A 14,607-nucleotide genomic window follows, 5' to 3' on the forward strand; every position below is an offset into this window, starting at 1 on the left:
ACTAGGTTAGCACACGCGTGAAAAACGGCCCGCCTCCCGATGATCGGGGGGCGGGCCGTTTCGGTCGCGGGACCGTCAGCGCTGGACCGGCGAGACGACGACCTCGACCCGCTGGAACTCCTTGATGTCGGAGTAGCCCGTGGAGGCCATCGTGCGCTTGAGCGCGCCCATCAGGTTCATCGAGCCGTCGGCCACGCTGGAGGGCCCGTGCAGGATCTGCTCCAGCGTCCCCACGGTGCCGAACTCGACCCGCCGCCCCCTGGGCAGGTCGGGGTGGTGCGCCTCGGAGCCCCAGTGGAAGCCCCGGCCGGGCGCCTCGGCCGCGCGGGCCAGCGGCGAGCCCACCATGACGGCGTCGGCTCCGCAGGCGATGGCCTTGGCGATGTCACCGGAGGTGCCCATGCCGCCGTCGGCGATGACGTGGACGTAACGGCCGCCCGACTCGTCCATGTAGTCGCGCCGCGCCGCCGCCACGTCGGAGATCGCCGTGGCCATCGGCACCGCCACGCCCAGCACGTTGCGGGTGGTGTGCGAGGCGCCGCCGCCGAAGCCGACCAGCACCCCGGCCGCGCCCGTGCGCATGAGGTGCAGGGCCGCGGTGTAGGTGGCGCAGCCGCCCACGATGACCGGGACGTCCAGCTCGTAGATGAACTGCTTGAGGTTGAGCGGCTCGGCGCGCCCCGAGACGTGCTCGGCCGAGACGGTGGTGCCGCGGATGACGAAGATGTCGACGCCCGCGTCGATCACGGCCTTGTGGTATTGGACCGTGCGCTGCGGCGACAGCCGGACCGCCGTGGTGACCCCGGAGGCGCGGATCTCCTCGATGCGCCGGCCGATCAGCTCCTCCTTGATCGGCGCCGCGTAGATCTCCTGCAGCCGCCTGGTGGCCGCCTCGGCGTCGAGTGCCGCGCACTCCTCCAGCAGCGGCTGCGGGTCCTCGTAGCGCGTCCAGAGCCCTTCGAGGTCGAGCGGGGCCAGGCCGCCGAGCCGCCCGATCTCGATGGCGGTGGCCGGCGACACGACGCTGTCCATGGGCGCGACGACAACGGGCAGCTCGAACCGGTAGGCGTCGATCTGCCAGGCGATCGAGACCTCCTCCGGGTCGCGGGTCCGCCGCGAGGGCACCAGACCGATCTCGTCCAGCGCGTACGCCCGCCGCCCGGTCTTCCCCCGGCCGATCTCCACCTGCTGAGTCATGAACTTACCTTCTGTGATAGTTCGGAGCTTCCACGGTCATCTGGATGTCGTGGGGGTGGCTCTCCTTGAGGCCCGCCGCGGTGATCGGCATGAGCTCACAGTCGGTGTGCATCTGCTCGATCGTGCGGCATCCCGCGTACCACATGCCCTGGCGCAGCCCGCCGACCAGCTGGTGCGCGACGGCCGCCACCGGGCCGCGGTAGGGCACCTGGCCCTCGATGCCCTCGGGGATGAACTTGTCCTCGCCGCTGATGTCGCCCTGGGCGTAGCGGTCCTTGCTGAAGGAGGTGCCGCCGCGCTCGCGGTTGCGCACCGCGCCCAGCGACCCCATGCCCCGGTACGACTTGAACTGCTTGCCGTTGATGAAGATCAGCTCGCCGGGCGACTCCTCGCAGCCGGCCAGCAGCGAGCCCAGCATGACCGTGTCGGCGCCGGCCGCGATGGCCTTGACGATGTCGCCGGAGTATTGGAGACCGCCGTCGCCGATGACCGGCACGCCCGCGGGAGCGGCGGCCTTGGACGCCTCGTAGATGGCCGTGACCTGCGGCGCGCCCACCCCGGCCACCACCCGGGTGGTGCAGATCGAGCCGGGGCCCACCCCGACCTTGACCGCGTCGGCGCCCGCGTCGACCAGCATCTGGGCGCCCGCCCTGGTGGCGATGTTGCCGCCGATGACCTGGACCTTGCTGTTGGCCTTGACCTTGGCGATCATGTCGGCCAGGCCCCTGGAGTGGCCGTGGGCCACGTCCACGACGATGACGTCGACCCCGGCCTCGATGAGCGCCTTGGCGCGCAGCTCGGCGTCGCCGCCGACGCCCACGGCCGCGCCCACGAGCAGCCGGCCGTCGGCGTCCTTGGTGGACAGCGGGTACTGCTCGCTCTTGGTGAAGTCCTTCACCGTGATCAGGCCGCGCAGCCGGCCGTCCGGGTCGACCAGCGGCAGCTTCTCGATCTTGTTCTGCCGCAGCAGGGCGAACGCGTCGTCCCTCGACACCCCGACCGGGGCGGTGACCAGCGGCATCTTCGTCATGACCTCGCGCACCGGGCGCGACTGGTCGGTCTCGAAGCGCATGTCGCGGTTGGTGACGATGCCCACGAGCGCGCCCGACACGTCCGTCACGGGCACGCCCGAGATGCGGTAGGTCGCGCAGAGCCGCTCCACGTCGGCCAGCGTGTCGTCGGGGCTGCAGGTGACGGGGTTGGTCACCATGCCGGCCTCGGACCGTTTGACCAGGTCGACCTGCTGCGCCTGCTCCTCGACCGCGAGGTTGCGGTGCAGGATGCCGATGCCGCCCTGCCGGGCCATGGCGACCGCCATGCGGGCCTCGGTCACGGTGTCCATGGCCGCCGAGACGAGCGGGATGGACAACGTGATGCCGCGCGACAGGCGGGAGGTCGTGTCGGCCTCGCCCGGCTGCAGGTCTGAATAGGCTGGCACCAGCAGCACGTCGTCGAAGGTCAGTCCTGTCTCGGTGAACTTGGACATGCTGCGGCCCCCTCTGCCGTTCCCGTTGATGGGCCTCAGTCTATGGCCTGCCGCCAAACGCGCACCGCCGACCTCGCACATCGCGCCCGCCGGACATGCGAATGCCGGGAGGACGATGACCCCCACGGTCCGTCGTACTCCCGGCATCCACCGCAACAAAAAGTGCCGGGGGATGGGACGGTCGGTGATCCGTCCCATCCCCCGGCCACCGGCAACCCAATGCCGCGGCGCCACGCACCACCGAACCCCCCTCCGCGTCCTGATGGGCTGCGCTGCCGCACTCTGACGAGATGCCGACGCTATGTGAATCCTGCGTTACGCACCGGCAGCGCCGCAATGTCCAAACGTGCAGTTGCACGAAGCTGCACGACGGGCGTACCGGTGGACGCGGAGGAACCGCCAGTCGTCGCAAGAAGCGGACAAGGGCGTCAAGCGGCGTTATTCTCACGGCACGCCCGTGTTCCCCCTACGGAGCCGCACACCATGCGCAACGAGTCCCGCACCCGGACAGATCCGCTGGAGACGCTGGGCCTGGACGCGGCCCAGCGCGCGCTCTACACGGCGATCCTGCGCCTGCACAGGGCCACCCGCACCGACATCGCCCAGGCGATGGACGACCCCGTGGAGAAGGTCGGCCGCCAGCTCGACGATCTGGTCAAACTCGGGGTCGTGGACGAGCACTCCGGGGAGTACTTCGCCCGGCACCCCGCCGCCGCGCTCGGCCGGGTGATCGCCCAGCGCCTCGACCGGCTCGCCGAGGAGAGCCGGATGATCGACTCCGCCTTCGGCTCGATCCGCGGCCTCATCCGCGATTACGACGCCGGCCGCGACTACCAGAGCGGATCCTTCACGGTCGAACTCGCGAACGGCGCGGACGTGTTCTACGAAAGCGTCGTCGGCATCGCGGTGCAGTCGCCGGGGATGGAATTGGTGACGGCGATCCCCGATGAGCGCACTATGACTGACTTTGTTCGCAAATTTGCGGATCTCTGGATTGATGCGCAAAAACGAAAACTGCTTACGGTATACGCGGTCATTCCCGTGGACACGCTCGCACTGCCCGGCGTCCGCGCCCAGCTCACCGAGCTCATCGAGACCGGCGGCCAGGTGCGCACCCTGCGCAGGGTGCCGAGCTGGTTCATGACGGCCGGGGCGGAGGTCGCGGGCCTGCCGCCGTTCTGGGGCGGCAACCTGCCTGACCACGCCTACAACTTCTACCTGGTCCGCACCCCCGTGGTCGTCGGCGTGCTGCGCGCGCTGTTCGACGAGCTGTGGGGACGGGCGGTGCCGCTCCCCTGGGGCCGCAAGGGCGAGGGGATGGTGCAGGTGCTGCGCCTGGCCGCCCAGGGCATGTGCGACGACTCCATCGCCCGCCAGCTCGGCGTCTCGGTCCGCACCGTACGCGCCCGCTTCGCCGACGCCATGTCCGAGCTGGGCACCCAGACGCGCTTCCACGCGGGTGTCGAGGCGACCAGGCGCGGCTGGCTGAGCTGACCAGGGGCGGGGGCCCGTTCCGCGCGGCCCGTGGGACGACCGGATCAAGGCCGTCACCGGTGCGGGACACTCACCGCCGGTGTCAGATACTCACCGCGCGGGCCGCATCGGTCATATGGTGGGAAGGTGCTGGAAGACGTCCCCCGCGACCCGTTCGCGGACGACCCGAACGACCCTTCCTCGGCGATGGGCGCGCTCGACGACGCGGAGCCACTGACCGCGGCCGAGCGTGACGAGGCCATCACCGACCTCGCCGACGTCGAGGTCTTCCGCTCCCTGCTCGAACCGCAGGGGGTGCTGGGTCTCGTGCTCGACTGCCCGGAATGCGGTGAGCAGCACTACTTCGACTGGGAGCTGCTGCGCGGCAACCTCCGGCAGATGATCGAGAAAGGCCAGCCGCAGGTGCATGAGCCGGCCTTCCACCCCGACCCCGCCGACTACGTGACCTGGGAATACGCCAGGGGCTACGTCGACGGCGTCATCGACACGGAGGAGCGTCGCTGACCGAGATCATCAGGCGAACCGTCGGAAGACTCTGAGGAGCGGCCCCGGCCCGCGTCACCGACCTCGGACAGCCGAGGCCGTCCTCCCAGGGCACAGAGCCCGCCCAGCCCGTCCCGATCCGGAACGTCCCTGTCGAGAACGTCACCGACCAGCGCGGCCAGCAGGCGCACCGCGGGGTCGCCGGCGTGACCCGAGCCGAGGCCGGGCAGCTCTCCACGACCGAGCACATCGAACAGCGCGTCGGTCTCGTGCTCCGGCGTCAAGCGGACTCCAGCTCCGCCATCTGCCGCAGCCTGGTCAGCGCCCGATGCTGGGCGACGCGGACGGCACCTGGTGACATACCGAGTACATTACCGGTCTCCTCGGCGGACAGCCCGGAGACCACCCGCAGCAGCAGCAGCTCGCGCTGGTTCTCGGGCAGCCGGGCGAGCAGCCGGCGGGCGTGCTCGACCTCGATGTAGCGGACCACGGTCTCCTCCGGCCCCGGGCCCTCGTCCGGCCCGTCCGGCAGGTCCTGGGTCGGCACGGCGGAGCGCACCGAGCTCCGCAGCGCGTCGGCCACCTTGTGCGAGGCGATCCCGAAGACGAACGAGGCGAACGGCCGCCCCATGTCGCGGTATCGCGGCAACGCGGACAACACCGCGATGCAGACCTCCTGGGCCACGTCATCGGCAATGTGATATTGCCCAGAAACCCTGCCCAGCCTGGCGCGGCAATAGCGCACCACCATCGGACGCAACTCGCCGAGCAGGGATTCGATCGCGCTGCGATCCCCCTGTACGGCGAGGCTCGTCAGTTCCCTTAGGTCGGAGTCATCCGTCCGTGCCGGAAGTCTCGACGCGAGCCTTACCCCAATTTTGGCGTCGGCGACGCTTCCCTCGCTCACGATAGGCATGATGCCCTCACTGATCCGGCCTGTCGTCATGGCGAACGGCTACGGATTGGTCACATTGACGCGACGATAACGGGGAGTAATCGACTGATCACACTAAGCCTTTAGGCTGGCATAATGTTTCACCTGATAAGCCGAAATGCGCGACAATTGTCAGAGACCGACGCTTATCACGCACTGCCGGTTTACGCCATTAGTCCACCTTTTCCGACACTTCCCCAACCGAACGTAACTCCACCCCCGGCCCCTGACGAGACTCGTCGCCGCCGTCGGCGTCCTCGCCGCCGAGGTCCAGGAGCTCCAGGTAGCCCTCGACGGCCTCCCACAGATGGTGCTCGGGGTAGCGGCCGATGCCGCGGTGGTCACGGCGCCACTTGCGGTCCCAGTAGGAGCGGTGCACCTCACGCAGGTGTTCGAGCGCGGCCTCCCGCTCCTCGGCGGTGCGCGCCCGTACGTCCTGGGCGCTGCCCGGGCTCTCGCGCCGCAGCAGGGCGGTGCGGCGGTCGCGGAGGGCGTCGAGCACGTCCTGGTCCGTCCCCTCCTCCACGGACCAGAACCGCACCGGCTCCCTGATGTGGTGGTTCCACACCGGGTCCCTCCGGGAGCGCCACCAGTAGACGATCCCGCCCTTGTCCAACTCCAGGAAGTCCACGAGCCAGGCCGTGCCGGGCGGCTGGGAGCCCCAGGTCACCTCCTCGGGCGGCAGGTTCAGCACGAGGACCACCTCAAGGGCGTCCACCGGGTCGGCTCCCTCCAGCAGCCCCCCGAAGACGTACGCCGCCCGCAGGAACGGCTCCGCCGCCGCCACCCGGCGCGTCTGGTCGCACGTCTCGGCGAGCCGCCGCAGCCGCTGCACCGCCCGCCGGTACTGCATCCCGCCACCTCCCGCCGCCCAGCGTACGCACCCGCCGAGCCCGGGCCCTCCCCGGAGGCGCGAAGACCCCGAGACACGAAGACCCCGAGACACGAGGGCCCGGAGACGCGAAGACCCCAGTACGCGAGGGCCGGGAGACACGAGGGCCCCGAGACGCGAACTAGTGTCCCGGAGCCCCGAAAGCCCGAGACGCGAGGCCCCTGAGACGCGAAAGCCGCTGGGACACCGGAGCCCCTGAAAACCGCCGCGGCCCGCCTCCCCCTCCGCCCGAAGGCGGCAGCGGGACGCGGGCCGTGACAGGTGAAGCGGAAAGAAGGGCCGATCAGTGGCCGTGGCCGTGACCGTGGCCCTGGCCGGCGGCCGGAGCCTCCTCCTCGGGCTTGTCCACGACGAGCGCCTCGGTGGTGAGCAGCATGCCCGCGATCGAGGCGGCGTTCTGGACGGCCGAGCGGGTGACCTTGACCGGGTCGATGACGCCCTGGCCGATGAGGTCGCCGTATTCGCCGGTGGCGGCGTTGAGGCCGTGACCCGCGGACAGCTCGGCGATCTTGTGCGTGACGACGTAGCCCTCGAGGCCGGCGTTCTCGGCGATCCAGCGGGCCGGCTCGACCAGCGAACGGCGGACGATGCCGACGCCCGTGGCCTCGTCGCCGCTCAGGCCGAGGTCGTCGAGCTCCTTGCCGACGTGGATGAGCGCGGAGCCACCGCCGGAGACGATGCCCTCCTCGATCGCCGCGCGGGTGGCGGAGATCGCGTCCTCAAGGCGGTGCTTCTTCTCCTTGAGCTCGACCTCGGTGGCCGCGCCGACGCGCAGCACGCACACGCCGCCGGCGAGCTTGGCCAGGCGCTCCTGCAGCTTCTCGCGGTCCCAGTCGGAGTCGGACTGCTCGATGGCGAGCTTGATCTCCTTGACGCGGTCCTCGATGGCCTGCGCGTCACCGGCGCCGTCGACGATGGTCGTGGTGTCCTTGGTCACCACGACGCGGCGGGCGGTGCCGAGCACCTCCAGGCCGACGTGCTCCAGCTTGAGGCCGACCTCCTCGCTGACGACCTGGCCGCCGGTGAGGATGGCCATGTCCTGCAGCATCGCCTTGCGGCGGTCGCCGAAGCCGGGGGCCTTGACGGCGACGGAGGTGAACGTGCCGCGGATCTTGTTGGTGACCAGGACGGCCAGGGCCTCGCCCTCGACGTCCTCGGCGACCACGAGCAGCGGCTTCTTGGTCTGGGCGATCTTCTCCAGCAGCGGCAGGAAGTCCGCGATGGAGGAGACCTTGCCCTGGGTGAGCAGGATGTAGGCGTCCTCGAGGACGGCCTCCATGCGCTCGGGGTCGGTCACCATGTAGGCCGACAGGTAACCCTTGTCGAACTGCATGCCCTCGGTGAACTCGAGCTCCATGCCCATGGCGTTGGACTCTTCGACGGTGAGGACACCGTCCTTGCCCACCTTGTCGAACGCCTCGGCGATCAGCTCGCCGATCTTGGCGTCCTGGGCGGAGATGGTGGCGACGTTGGCGATCTCGTTCTTGTCGCCGACCTCGCGGGCCACCGAGAGCAGCTTGTCGCTGACCGCCTTGGCGGCCTTGTCGATGCCGCGCTTCAGCGACAGCGGCGAGGCGCCGGCGGCGACGTTGCGCAGGCCCTCGCGGACCATGGCCTGGGCCAGGACGGTCGCGGTGGTGGTGCCGTCACCCGCGATGTCGTTGGTCTTGGTGGCCACTTCCTTGGCGAGCTGGGCGCCGAGGTTCTCGTAGCGCTCCTCCAGCTCGATCTCACGAGCGATGGTCACGCCGTCGTTCGTGATCGTCGGCGCACCGAACTTCTTGTCGATGACGACGTTGCGGCCCCGCGGGCCGAGGGTAACCTTCACGGCGTCCGCGAGGGCGTTGACGCCGCGCTCCAGGGCGCGCCGCGCGTTCTCGTCGAACTCCAGGATCTTCGCCATGCTGAAAGTCCTCTCCTGGCGTCGAAAGCCCCGGCCGCCCTAAAGCGCCCGGGGCTCGACGCATCCGGCCTACTTCTCGATGATCGCGAGAACGTCGCGGGCGGAGAGCACGAGGTACTCCTCGCCGTTGTACTTGACCTCGGTGCCGCCGTACTTGCTGTAGAGGACGATGTCGCCCTCGGAGACGTCGAGCGGAATCCGCTTCTCGCCGTCCTCGTCCCAGTTGCCCGGACCCACCGCGAGGACTCGGCCCTCCTGCGGCTTCTCCTTGGCGGTGTCAGGGATGACCAGGCCGGAAGCCGTGGTCTGCTCGGCCTCAAGCGGCTGAACCACAATGCGGTCGCCGAGCGGCTTAACGGGAACCTTGGTGGCGGTCGTCACGATCGGACCTCCCCTTCAGATGTGAATGATCAGAAGAGGCGACCAGCTGGGCCTGCCGTCGCGGGTGTCAGACCTGCCTCGTCGCACGTTGGCACTCTCAAGGGGAGAGTGCCAACAGGAAACATATGCAAGAGGGCCTTGACAGTCAACACGAACGCGTCCGCGTCTGCTGACAGCGATCGGAACAACGGGTGTCGATCAGGCGTACGAGCCCTCGGTGAGCTCGGCCACGATCCCCGGCCGGGTCGGGGTCCAGCCGAGCTCGCGGCGGGTGCGCGGCGCGCCGACCCGCTGGCCGAGGGCCAGGGCCTCGGCGAATCCGGCCCCGAGCGCCTTCGCGGCCTCCTCCAGCGGCCAGGGCTCGGCGACCTCCTTGACGCCGGCCGCGCGGGCCGCGGCCTCGGCCACCTCCGTGAGCGGCACGGCCTCCTCGCTCACGCCGTGGTAGACCGCCGCCCCGCCCCGCTCCACGACCGCCGCGACGAGCTCGGCGAGGTCGTCCACGTGCACGAACGTCCAGGTGGGCGCCGTGCCGTCGGCCGAGACGTACACGCCGGTGCCGCGCTCGGCGGCCAGGCCGCGAAGGAGCGCGGGGATGCCGGAGCCCCGGCCGTGCACCACGCCCGGCCGCACGACGGAGCCGCCGCCGCCGAGCACCACCCGCTCCACCTCGTCCCGGTACGCCACGAGCGGAATCGGCCGGGCCGGGCTGTCCTCGTCGCCCCCGTCGACCGCGCCGAGCACCCACACGCCGCTCAGGTACACCATCCGCGCCCCCGCGGCGGCCGGGACACCCGCGACGGCGAGGTCGGTCTCACGGTCGCCGGTGAGCTGCCCGGCGTGCACGACGACCTCGACACCCGGCTCCAGTGCCGCCTGCAGCGCGGCAGGGTCCGACAGGTCGCCGTACCGCTCGCCGGCCGCCGCCGGCACCCGCCTCGCGCCGTCGGCCGACGGGCGTACGTACGCGATCACCTCGTGGCCCCCCTCGACCAGCCGCTCCACGACGGCCGCCCCGATGTAACCGGTCGCGCCGATCACCAGAACTCGCATCACTCTCACCTCAAAAAGTTCGACATTGAAGTCTTCCACGCCGAAGATAGCGCCAGGCGTCGAACATTTCAATGTCGTAGGATCGAGCGCATGGACGAGGCGATCGACGCGGTCGACGAGATCATCGGCCAGTGGGCGCGGGCGCGGCCCGGCGTCGACGTGTCCCCCACGGGCGTGATCGGCAGGGTCACGCGCGCCTCCCGGCTGCTGGACCGCGCCGCCAGGGAGTTCCTGGCCGAGCACGGGCTGGAGGCGTGGGAGTTCGACGTGCTCGCCACGCTCCGGCGCGCCGAGGACGTCCGCATGTGCATGAAGGACCTCTCGGCCGCCGCCATGGTGAGCCCCGGCGCGCTCACCAACCGCATCGACCACCTGCTCGACCGCGGGCTCGTCGATCGGTGGCCGGCCCCGGGCAACCGGCGGATGACGTTCGTCGGGCTGACCGAAGAGGGCCGGCGGGTGGCGGACGACGTGCTCGAACGGCACGCGGCCAACGAGGCCCGGCTGCTGTCCGGGCTCTCCGGGGACGACCAGGACGCCCTGGCCGCCCTGCTCCGCAAGCTCCTGCTGTCCCTGGGCGACACCCCAGCCGTCTCGTGCGCCGCCGGGGACGCCGCCGCGACCACTACGGAGACCGTCACGAGCGGCGTCACGAGGGGTTCCGCGACGCGATAACGTCGGGCAACGTGGACCTCGACGCCTTCCGACAGCTCCTGACCTCCCGCGGCCGGCAGGCGCTCGCCGAGGCCGTGGAGCTGACCGCCACGGGGGCCGATCCCGTCGCCGCCGCCACGAGGCTGCGCCGCACGTACGACGCCGCGCTCACCTCGGCCGCGCTCACCCAGGCGGCGCTCCGCGAGCGGGCGCGGGCGAAGTTCGGCGAGGACGCCGAGGTGATGTTCTTCACCCCGCACGGCCTGGAGCAGTCCACCCGCAAGGAGGTGGCCGAGCACCGCGCCCGCCGCCTCGCAGGAGCGCGCGTGGTCGACGTCTGCTGCGGCGTCGGCGGCGACCTCCTCGCCCTGGCGCGGGCGGGCTGCACCGTGACCGCCGTGGACATCGACCCGCTGACCGTCGCCGTGGCCAGGGCGAACGCCGAGGCGCTGGGCGTCGCCGACCGGGTGAGCGTGGTCGTGGGCAACGCGGGGGCGGTGCGGCCCGAGGACTACGACGCGCTCTTCGCCGACCCGGCCAGGCGGACGGGGCGGGGCCGCACGTTCGACCCTCTGGCGTACTCTCCGCCGTGGCCGACGGTGCTCGACCTGGTGGCGCGGGCGGACCGCGCCTGCGTCAAGGTCGCCCCGGGCATCCCCTACTCCTACATCCCCGAGTCCGCCGAGGCCGAGTGGGTCTCGTACAAGGGGGAGGTCAAGGAGGCGGCCATCTGGACCGGCCCCGGCGGCCGCTCGATGCGCCGCGCCACCCTGCTGCCCGGCGGGCACACGCTGGCCGCCACCGGCCCCGAGAGCCTGGCGCCGGTCGGCGCGCTGGGCCGCTACGTCTACGAGCCCAACGGCGCCGCGATCAGGGCGCACCTGGTGCGCGAGGTGGCCGGCCTGGTCGGCGGGCGGCTGCTCGACCAGCAGATCGCCTACATCGCCGCCGACGAGCCGATCGACACCCCGTGGGCCGCGCGTTACGCCGTGGACGAGGTGATGACGTTCTCGCTGAAGAAACTCCGGGCGGCGCTGCGTGAGCGACAAATCGGAAATGTCACCATCAAGAAGCGCGGCTCGGCTCTCGACATCGAACGGCTCCGGGCCGACCTGCGACTTAATGGGGAAAAGTCAGCGGTAATCATCCTGACTCGCATTATGGAACGCCCATATGCGTTTATCTGCGACACCTCCCCGAGTGCCTGACCACGGATAACGGTCGATCTCTCGCCAACCACGATCTTTCCATTCGGCGCTTCCGGACCTTGATCGAGGGGCTAAGGTTGGCGGGCGGGAGTTCTCCCCCTGATGCGGTTGTCGCGTTCTCGCCATTTCACGTGCAAACCGGACCTATCCCACCGCTGCGCAACAGACCGCCGGCGAGCGAAGGAGCCTTTCGGTGGACAATTCCAACCACACGACCCTTCTCACGGCAGGGGGCTACACCAACGTCTCCGAGAGGATGCGAGACCTGCTCAACCGCGCGTCACAGGACCACGTCTACGAGCAGCGCACGCAGGGGGCCGTCCTCGACGAGATCCGCCAGCGGCTCGAAGGCATGGAGTGGCTGCTGCGGGAGGTGCGCGAGCGCGAGCTGGGCGGCCTCAGCGGCGCTCTGGAGTCGGTCAACGGGCGGCTGGAGGACATCTCCGCCAAGCCGCCGATGTGGGCGGAGGGGCTGGCACAGCACGTCGAGGCCGTACGCGACCACGTGGACGCCGTCGGCGACCGGGTGGGCCACGTGGACGCCCGCGTCGCCCCGGTGTCCGAGCTGCCGAGCCTCTGGGCCGATCTCGGCACCGTGGGCGAGAACGTCGATGAGGCGCTCAAGCGCCTGCAGTCCGTGCTGGAGACCACCGACGGCATCACCAAGGGGATGTCCGACTTCGCCGGCATGCTGGCCAACCTTCACGCCGGCATGGAGGCCGCGGCGGGCCGCTTCACCAGGCTCGACAGGTCGGTGGCCGAGCTGAGCTCCCGCACCGAGCAGGTCGAGGCGGTCGTCGGCGAGCTGTCCGAGGGCGTCAACGACCGGCTGGCCGGCACGGCCGAGCGGCTCTCCGTCCAGGTCGAGGCCGTCGAGCAGCGCCTCACCGCGCGCCTCGACGACGGCGCGGCCCGCCTGGAGGAGACCGGCAAGCAGCTCACCGCCCGCCTCGACGCCACCGACCAGCGCCTCACCACCCGCCTCAAGGAGACGGACCAGCGGCTGACGGCCCGCCTGGAGGAGACCGACCGCAACCTGTCCGCCCGCCTCGGCGACACCGAGCGCAACCTCACCGCCCGCCTGGACGAGACCGACCGCGCCCTCTCCACACGTCTGGAGGAGACCGACCGCGCCCTCACCGTCCGCCTGGAGGAGACCGACCGCAGCCTGTCCACCCGGCTCGACGAGACCGACCAGCGGCTCAGCGCCAAGCTCGACGAGACCGCCGCCGGCGTCGAGGAGACCGGCAGGCGGCTGACCGCACGCCTGGAGGAGACCGACGCGCGGGTGACCGTCCGCCTGCGGGAGACCGACGAACGCCTCGACGGCCACCTCGCCGCGATCGAGCAGCGCCTCACGACCCGCCTCGACGAGACCGACCAGCACCTGGCCGTGCAGCTCGGCGAGAGCGAGCAGCGCCTGACCGACCGCCTCGCCGGCGTGGACGCCCGGCTCGGCCGGGTCGAGGGCCGGCTGGCCGGTCTGGACACCCGGCTCACCGGGTTCGACGGGCGGCTGGAGTCGACCGACGAGTGCCTGGCCGACATCGACACCCGCCTCGACGGCCTCGACGGCCGCATGGGCAGCCTCGACGGCCGCATGGGCGGTGTCGACACGCGGCTCACCCGCATGGACGGCCAGCTCGGCGCGCTCGACCAGCGCCTCGGCACGGTGGACGGCCACCTGAGCCGCCACGACGACCGCTTCGACGCGCTCGGCACCCGACTCGACACCCGCTTCACGGCCCTCGACGACCGGGTGGCCGCCGCCGACCAGCGCATCGGCGAGACCGCCAACCGCAGCGAGGGCCGCTTCAACAAGCTCGACACCCAGCTCGACGCGCTCGACGAGCGGCTGGGAGAGGCCGAGGAGCACCTGGGCGGCCGCTTCGACGGGTTCGACGCCCACCTCACCGGGCTGGCCGCCAGCGCCGGGCAGACCGGCCGGCACCTCGACGCCATCGACGGCCGCATCGACGCGGTCGGCCGCCGGGTCGACGGGCTGCCCGCGTCCCTGGGGCTGCCGGAGCTGCTCGGCGCTCAGGCCGGCGAACAGGCCGACCGCCTGACGGCCGCCGCCGAGGCGCTGACCGAGCTGGTGGGCTCGCGCCCCGACCGCGACGAGCTGGCCCGTACGGTCACCGGCATCGTCGAGCCGGCCGCGGCCGACCTCACCAGGCGACTGGGCGCGCTCGAGGACACCATGCTGGCCCTGGCCGAGGCCCTGCTCCGCCCCACCCGTACCAAGGACTGAGGCATCCCCGTGACCACGGACGTGTTCACGGGGCCTCTAAAGGTCGAGCTGCAACGTCAGCATCCTGTGGGTCGGCAGGTAGCCGAGCGCGTCGTTCACGGCGCGCATGTGACGGTTGCTGTCGGCCGTGTCGGTCAGCAGGCCCTCAAGGTCCGGGTAGCGCTCGCGTGCCTGCCGGATGGCCTCGGCCTTCATCCAGCGGGCGAGCCCGTGCCCGCGATGCTCGGGCAGCACGCCGGTGCCGTAGTGCTGGGCGTCGCCCTTGCCGTCTCCCGGCACGACCAGCTCGGTGAAGCCGGCGATGGACCCGTCCGGCTCCGCGACGGCGGCGACGGTGTGCAGCGTTTCGCCGCGCTTCCCGGGCCGCGCGCGGCCAGGAACGCCTCCGCCGGTGAGCCGGGCTCCGCCTGCGCGGTGAGGCTGCGCCGCCGTTCCTGCCGGGCCGCCGCCACCGCGGCGTCCAGCAGGAGGGAACCGACGCCCTTGCGCTGCTCGGCGGGGTGGACGTGCAGGTCGAGCTCGGCCAGATGATCCTGGCCCGCCTTCACGTACAGGCGCAGGAACGCCGATCCGGCGGGAGCGCCGGTCGGCAGGGTGGCGAGCCAGGCCAGGCGCCGGCTGGACGGCGTCGGCTCTGGATCGACCAGAGGGACGATGCGCATCGAAGG

General features: G+C 71.1%; 14 protein-coding genes. 5 read left to right on the plus strand and 9 right to left on the minus strand.

Features of this window, described 5'->3' with window-relative positions; translation table 11 throughout:
* Positions 1 to 75: 75 nt before the first annotated feature.
* Together AC27IY_RS13100 and guaB are read right to left on the minus strand one after the other, a co-directional pair.
* Positions 76 to 1,197, minus strand: coding sequence for a GuaB3 family IMP dehydrogenase-related protein (locus AC27IY_RS13100; RefSeq protein WP_344216742.1), 1,122 nt, complete (start codon positions 1,195 to 1,197; stop codon positions 76 to 78).
* A 4-nt stretch (positions 1,198 to 1,201) separates the two neighbouring features.
* Positions 1,202 to 2,683, minus strand: coding sequence for an IMP dehydrogenase (gene guaB / locus AC27IY_RS13105; protein WP_344216740.1), 1,482 nt, complete (start codon positions 2,681 to 2,683; stop codon positions 1,202 to 1,204).
* 483 nt (positions 2,684 to 3,166) lie between these two features.
* Here guaB and AC27IY_RS13110 point away from each other — a divergent pair, with 483 nt between their 5' ends.
* Positions 3,167 to 4,177 carry a helix-turn-helix transcriptional regulator gene (locus AC27IY_RS13110; protein ID WP_487178132.1) on the plus strand — a complete coding sequence of 337 codons (1,011 nt, stop codon included), beginning with the start codon at positions 3,167 to 3,169 and terminating at the stop codon, positions 4,175 to 4,177.
* Positions 4,178 to 4,303: 126 nt separating this feature from the next.
* Positions 4,304 to 4,681 (plus strand): DUF5319 domain-containing protein, encoded by a 378-nt coding sequence (locus tag AC27IY_RS13115; protein WP_329585425.1) that lies wholly within the window; start codon positions 4,304 to 4,306, stop codon positions 4,679 to 4,681.
* A gap of 259 nt (positions 4,682 to 4,940) precedes the next feature.
* On the opposite strand, the gene AC27IY_RS13120 is transcribed toward AC27IY_RS13115, so the two are convergent.
* The 5 genes from AC27IY_RS13120 to AC27IY_RS13140 form a co-directional block, all read right to left on the minus strand.
* Positions 4,941 to 5,576, minus strand: coding sequence for a sigma-70 family RNA polymerase sigma factor (locus tag AC27IY_RS13120; protein WP_329592664.1), 636 nt, complete (start codon positions 5,574 to 5,576; stop codon positions 4,941 to 4,943).
* Between the two features lie 190 nt (positions 5,577 to 5,766).
* The gene (locus AC27IY_RS13125) at positions 5,767 to 6,447 is read right to left on the minus strand and encodes a DUF7711 family protein (protein ID WP_487178133.1); all 681 of its coding nucleotides are present in this window, start codon (positions 6,445 to 6,447) and stop codon (positions 5,767 to 5,769) included.
* A gap of 322 nt (positions 6,448 to 6,769) precedes the next feature.
* On the minus strand, positions 6,770 to 8,389 hold the full coding sequence (groL, locus tag AC27IY_RS13130) for a chaperonin GroEL (protein WP_344216733.1): 1,620 nt from the start codon (positions 8,387 to 8,389) through the stop codon (positions 6,770 to 6,772).
* A 69-nt stretch (positions 8,390 to 8,458) separates the two neighbouring features.
* Complete coding sequence (gene groES, locus AC27IY_RS13135; protein WP_020542252.1) at positions 8,459 to 8,770, minus strand: co-chaperone GroES; 312 nt, start codon at positions 8,768 to 8,770, stop codon at positions 8,459 to 8,461.
* Positions 8,771 to 8,968: 198 nt separating this feature from the next.
* The gene (locus tag AC27IY_RS13140) at positions 8,969 to 9,823 is read right to left on the minus strand and encodes an NAD-dependent epimerase/dehydratase family protein (protein ID WP_487178134.1); all 855 of its coding nucleotides are present in this window, start codon (positions 9,821 to 9,823) and stop codon (positions 8,969 to 8,971) included.
* A 90-nt stretch (positions 9,824 to 9,913) separates the two neighbouring features.
* On the opposite strand from AC27IY_RS13140, the gene AC27IY_RS13145 reads away from it, so the two are divergent.
* The 3 genes from AC27IY_RS13145 to AC27IY_RS13155 all read left to right on the plus strand — a co-directional run bounded on the left by AC27IY_RS13145 (position 9,914) and on the right by AC27IY_RS13155 (position 13,939).
* Positions 9,914 to 10,498 (plus strand): MarR family winged helix-turn-helix transcriptional regulator, encoded by a 585-nt coding sequence (locus AC27IY_RS13145; RefSeq protein ID WP_487178135.1) that lies wholly within the window; start codon positions 9,914 to 9,916, stop codon positions 10,496 to 10,498.
* Positions 10,499 to 10,509: 11 nt separating this feature from the next.
* Positions 10,510 to 11,685 carry a THUMP-like domain-containing protein gene (locus tag AC27IY_RS13150; protein WP_487178136.1) on the plus strand — a complete coding sequence of 392 codons (1,176 nt, stop codon included), beginning with the start codon at positions 10,510 to 10,512 and terminating at the stop codon, positions 11,683 to 11,685.
* A 193-nt stretch (positions 11,686 to 11,878) separates the two neighbouring features.
* A complete protein-coding gene (locus AC27IY_RS13155) occupies positions 11,879 to 13,939 on the plus strand; it encodes an apolipoprotein A1/A4/E domain-containing protein (protein ID WP_487178137.1) in 2,061 nt (686 codons plus the stop codon).
* Positions 13,940 to 13,975: 36 nt separating this feature from the next.
* On the opposite strand, the gene AC27IY_RS13160 is transcribed toward AC27IY_RS13155, so the two are convergent.
* Together AC27IY_RS13160 and AC27IY_RS13165 are read right to left on the minus strand one after the other, a co-directional pair.
* Positions 13,976 to 14,218 (minus strand): GNAT family N-acetyltransferase, encoded by a 243-nt coding sequence (locus AC27IY_RS13160; RefSeq protein ID WP_487178138.1) that lies wholly within the window; start codon positions 14,216 to 14,218, stop codon positions 13,976 to 13,978.
* Positions 14,131 to 14,601, minus strand: coding sequence for a GNAT family N-acetyltransferase (locus AC27IY_RS13165; protein WP_423443069.1), 471 nt, complete (start codon positions 14,599 to 14,601; stop codon positions 14,131 to 14,133). Before AC27IY_RS13165 ends, AC27IY_RS13160 begins: the two co-directional genes overlap by 88 nt.
* Between the last annotated feature and the right edge of the window lie 6 nt (positions 14,602 to 14,607).

The sequence above is a fragment of the Nonomuraea sp. B208 genome (assembly GCF_057536035.1).

Bases quoted from the DNA above. Each gene is read 5' to 3' on its own strand.
- AC27IY_RS13110 (WP_487178132.1), top strand. From the start codon at position 3,167: ATGCGCAACGAGTCCCGCACCCGGACAGATCCGCTGGAGACGCTGGGC.
- guaB (WP_344216740.1), bottom strand. From the start codon at position 2,683: ATGTCCAAGTTCACCGAGACAGGACTGACCTTCGACGACGTGCTGCTG.
- AC27IY_RS13100 (WP_344216742.1), bottom strand. From the start codon at position 1,197: ATGACTCAGCAGGTGGAGATCGGCCGGGGGAAGACCGGGCGGCGGGCG.
- AC27IY_RS13145 (WP_487178135.1), top strand. From the start codon at position 9,914: ATGGACGAGGCGATCGACGCGGTCGACGAGATCATCGGCCAGTGGGCG.
- AC27IY_RS13125 (WP_487178133.1), bottom strand. From the start codon at position 6,447: ATGCAGTACCGGCGGGCGGTGCAGCGGCTGCGGCGGCTCGCCGAGACG.
- AC27IY_RS13165 (WP_423443069.1), bottom strand. From the start codon at position 14,601: ATGCGCATCGTCCCTCTGGTCGATCCAGAGCCGACGCCGTCCAGCCGG.
- AC27IY_RS13120 (WP_329592664.1), bottom strand. From the start codon at position 5,576: ATGCCTATCGTGAGCGAGGGAAGCGTCGCCGACGCCAAAATTGGGGTA.
- groL (WP_344216733.1), bottom strand. From the start codon at position 8,389: ATGGCGAAGATCCTGGAGTTCGACGAGAACGCGCGGCGCGCCCTGGAG.
- AC27IY_RS13140 (WP_487178134.1), bottom strand. From the start codon at position 9,823: ATGCGAGTTCTGGTGATCGGCGCGACCGGTTACATCGGGGCGGCCGTC.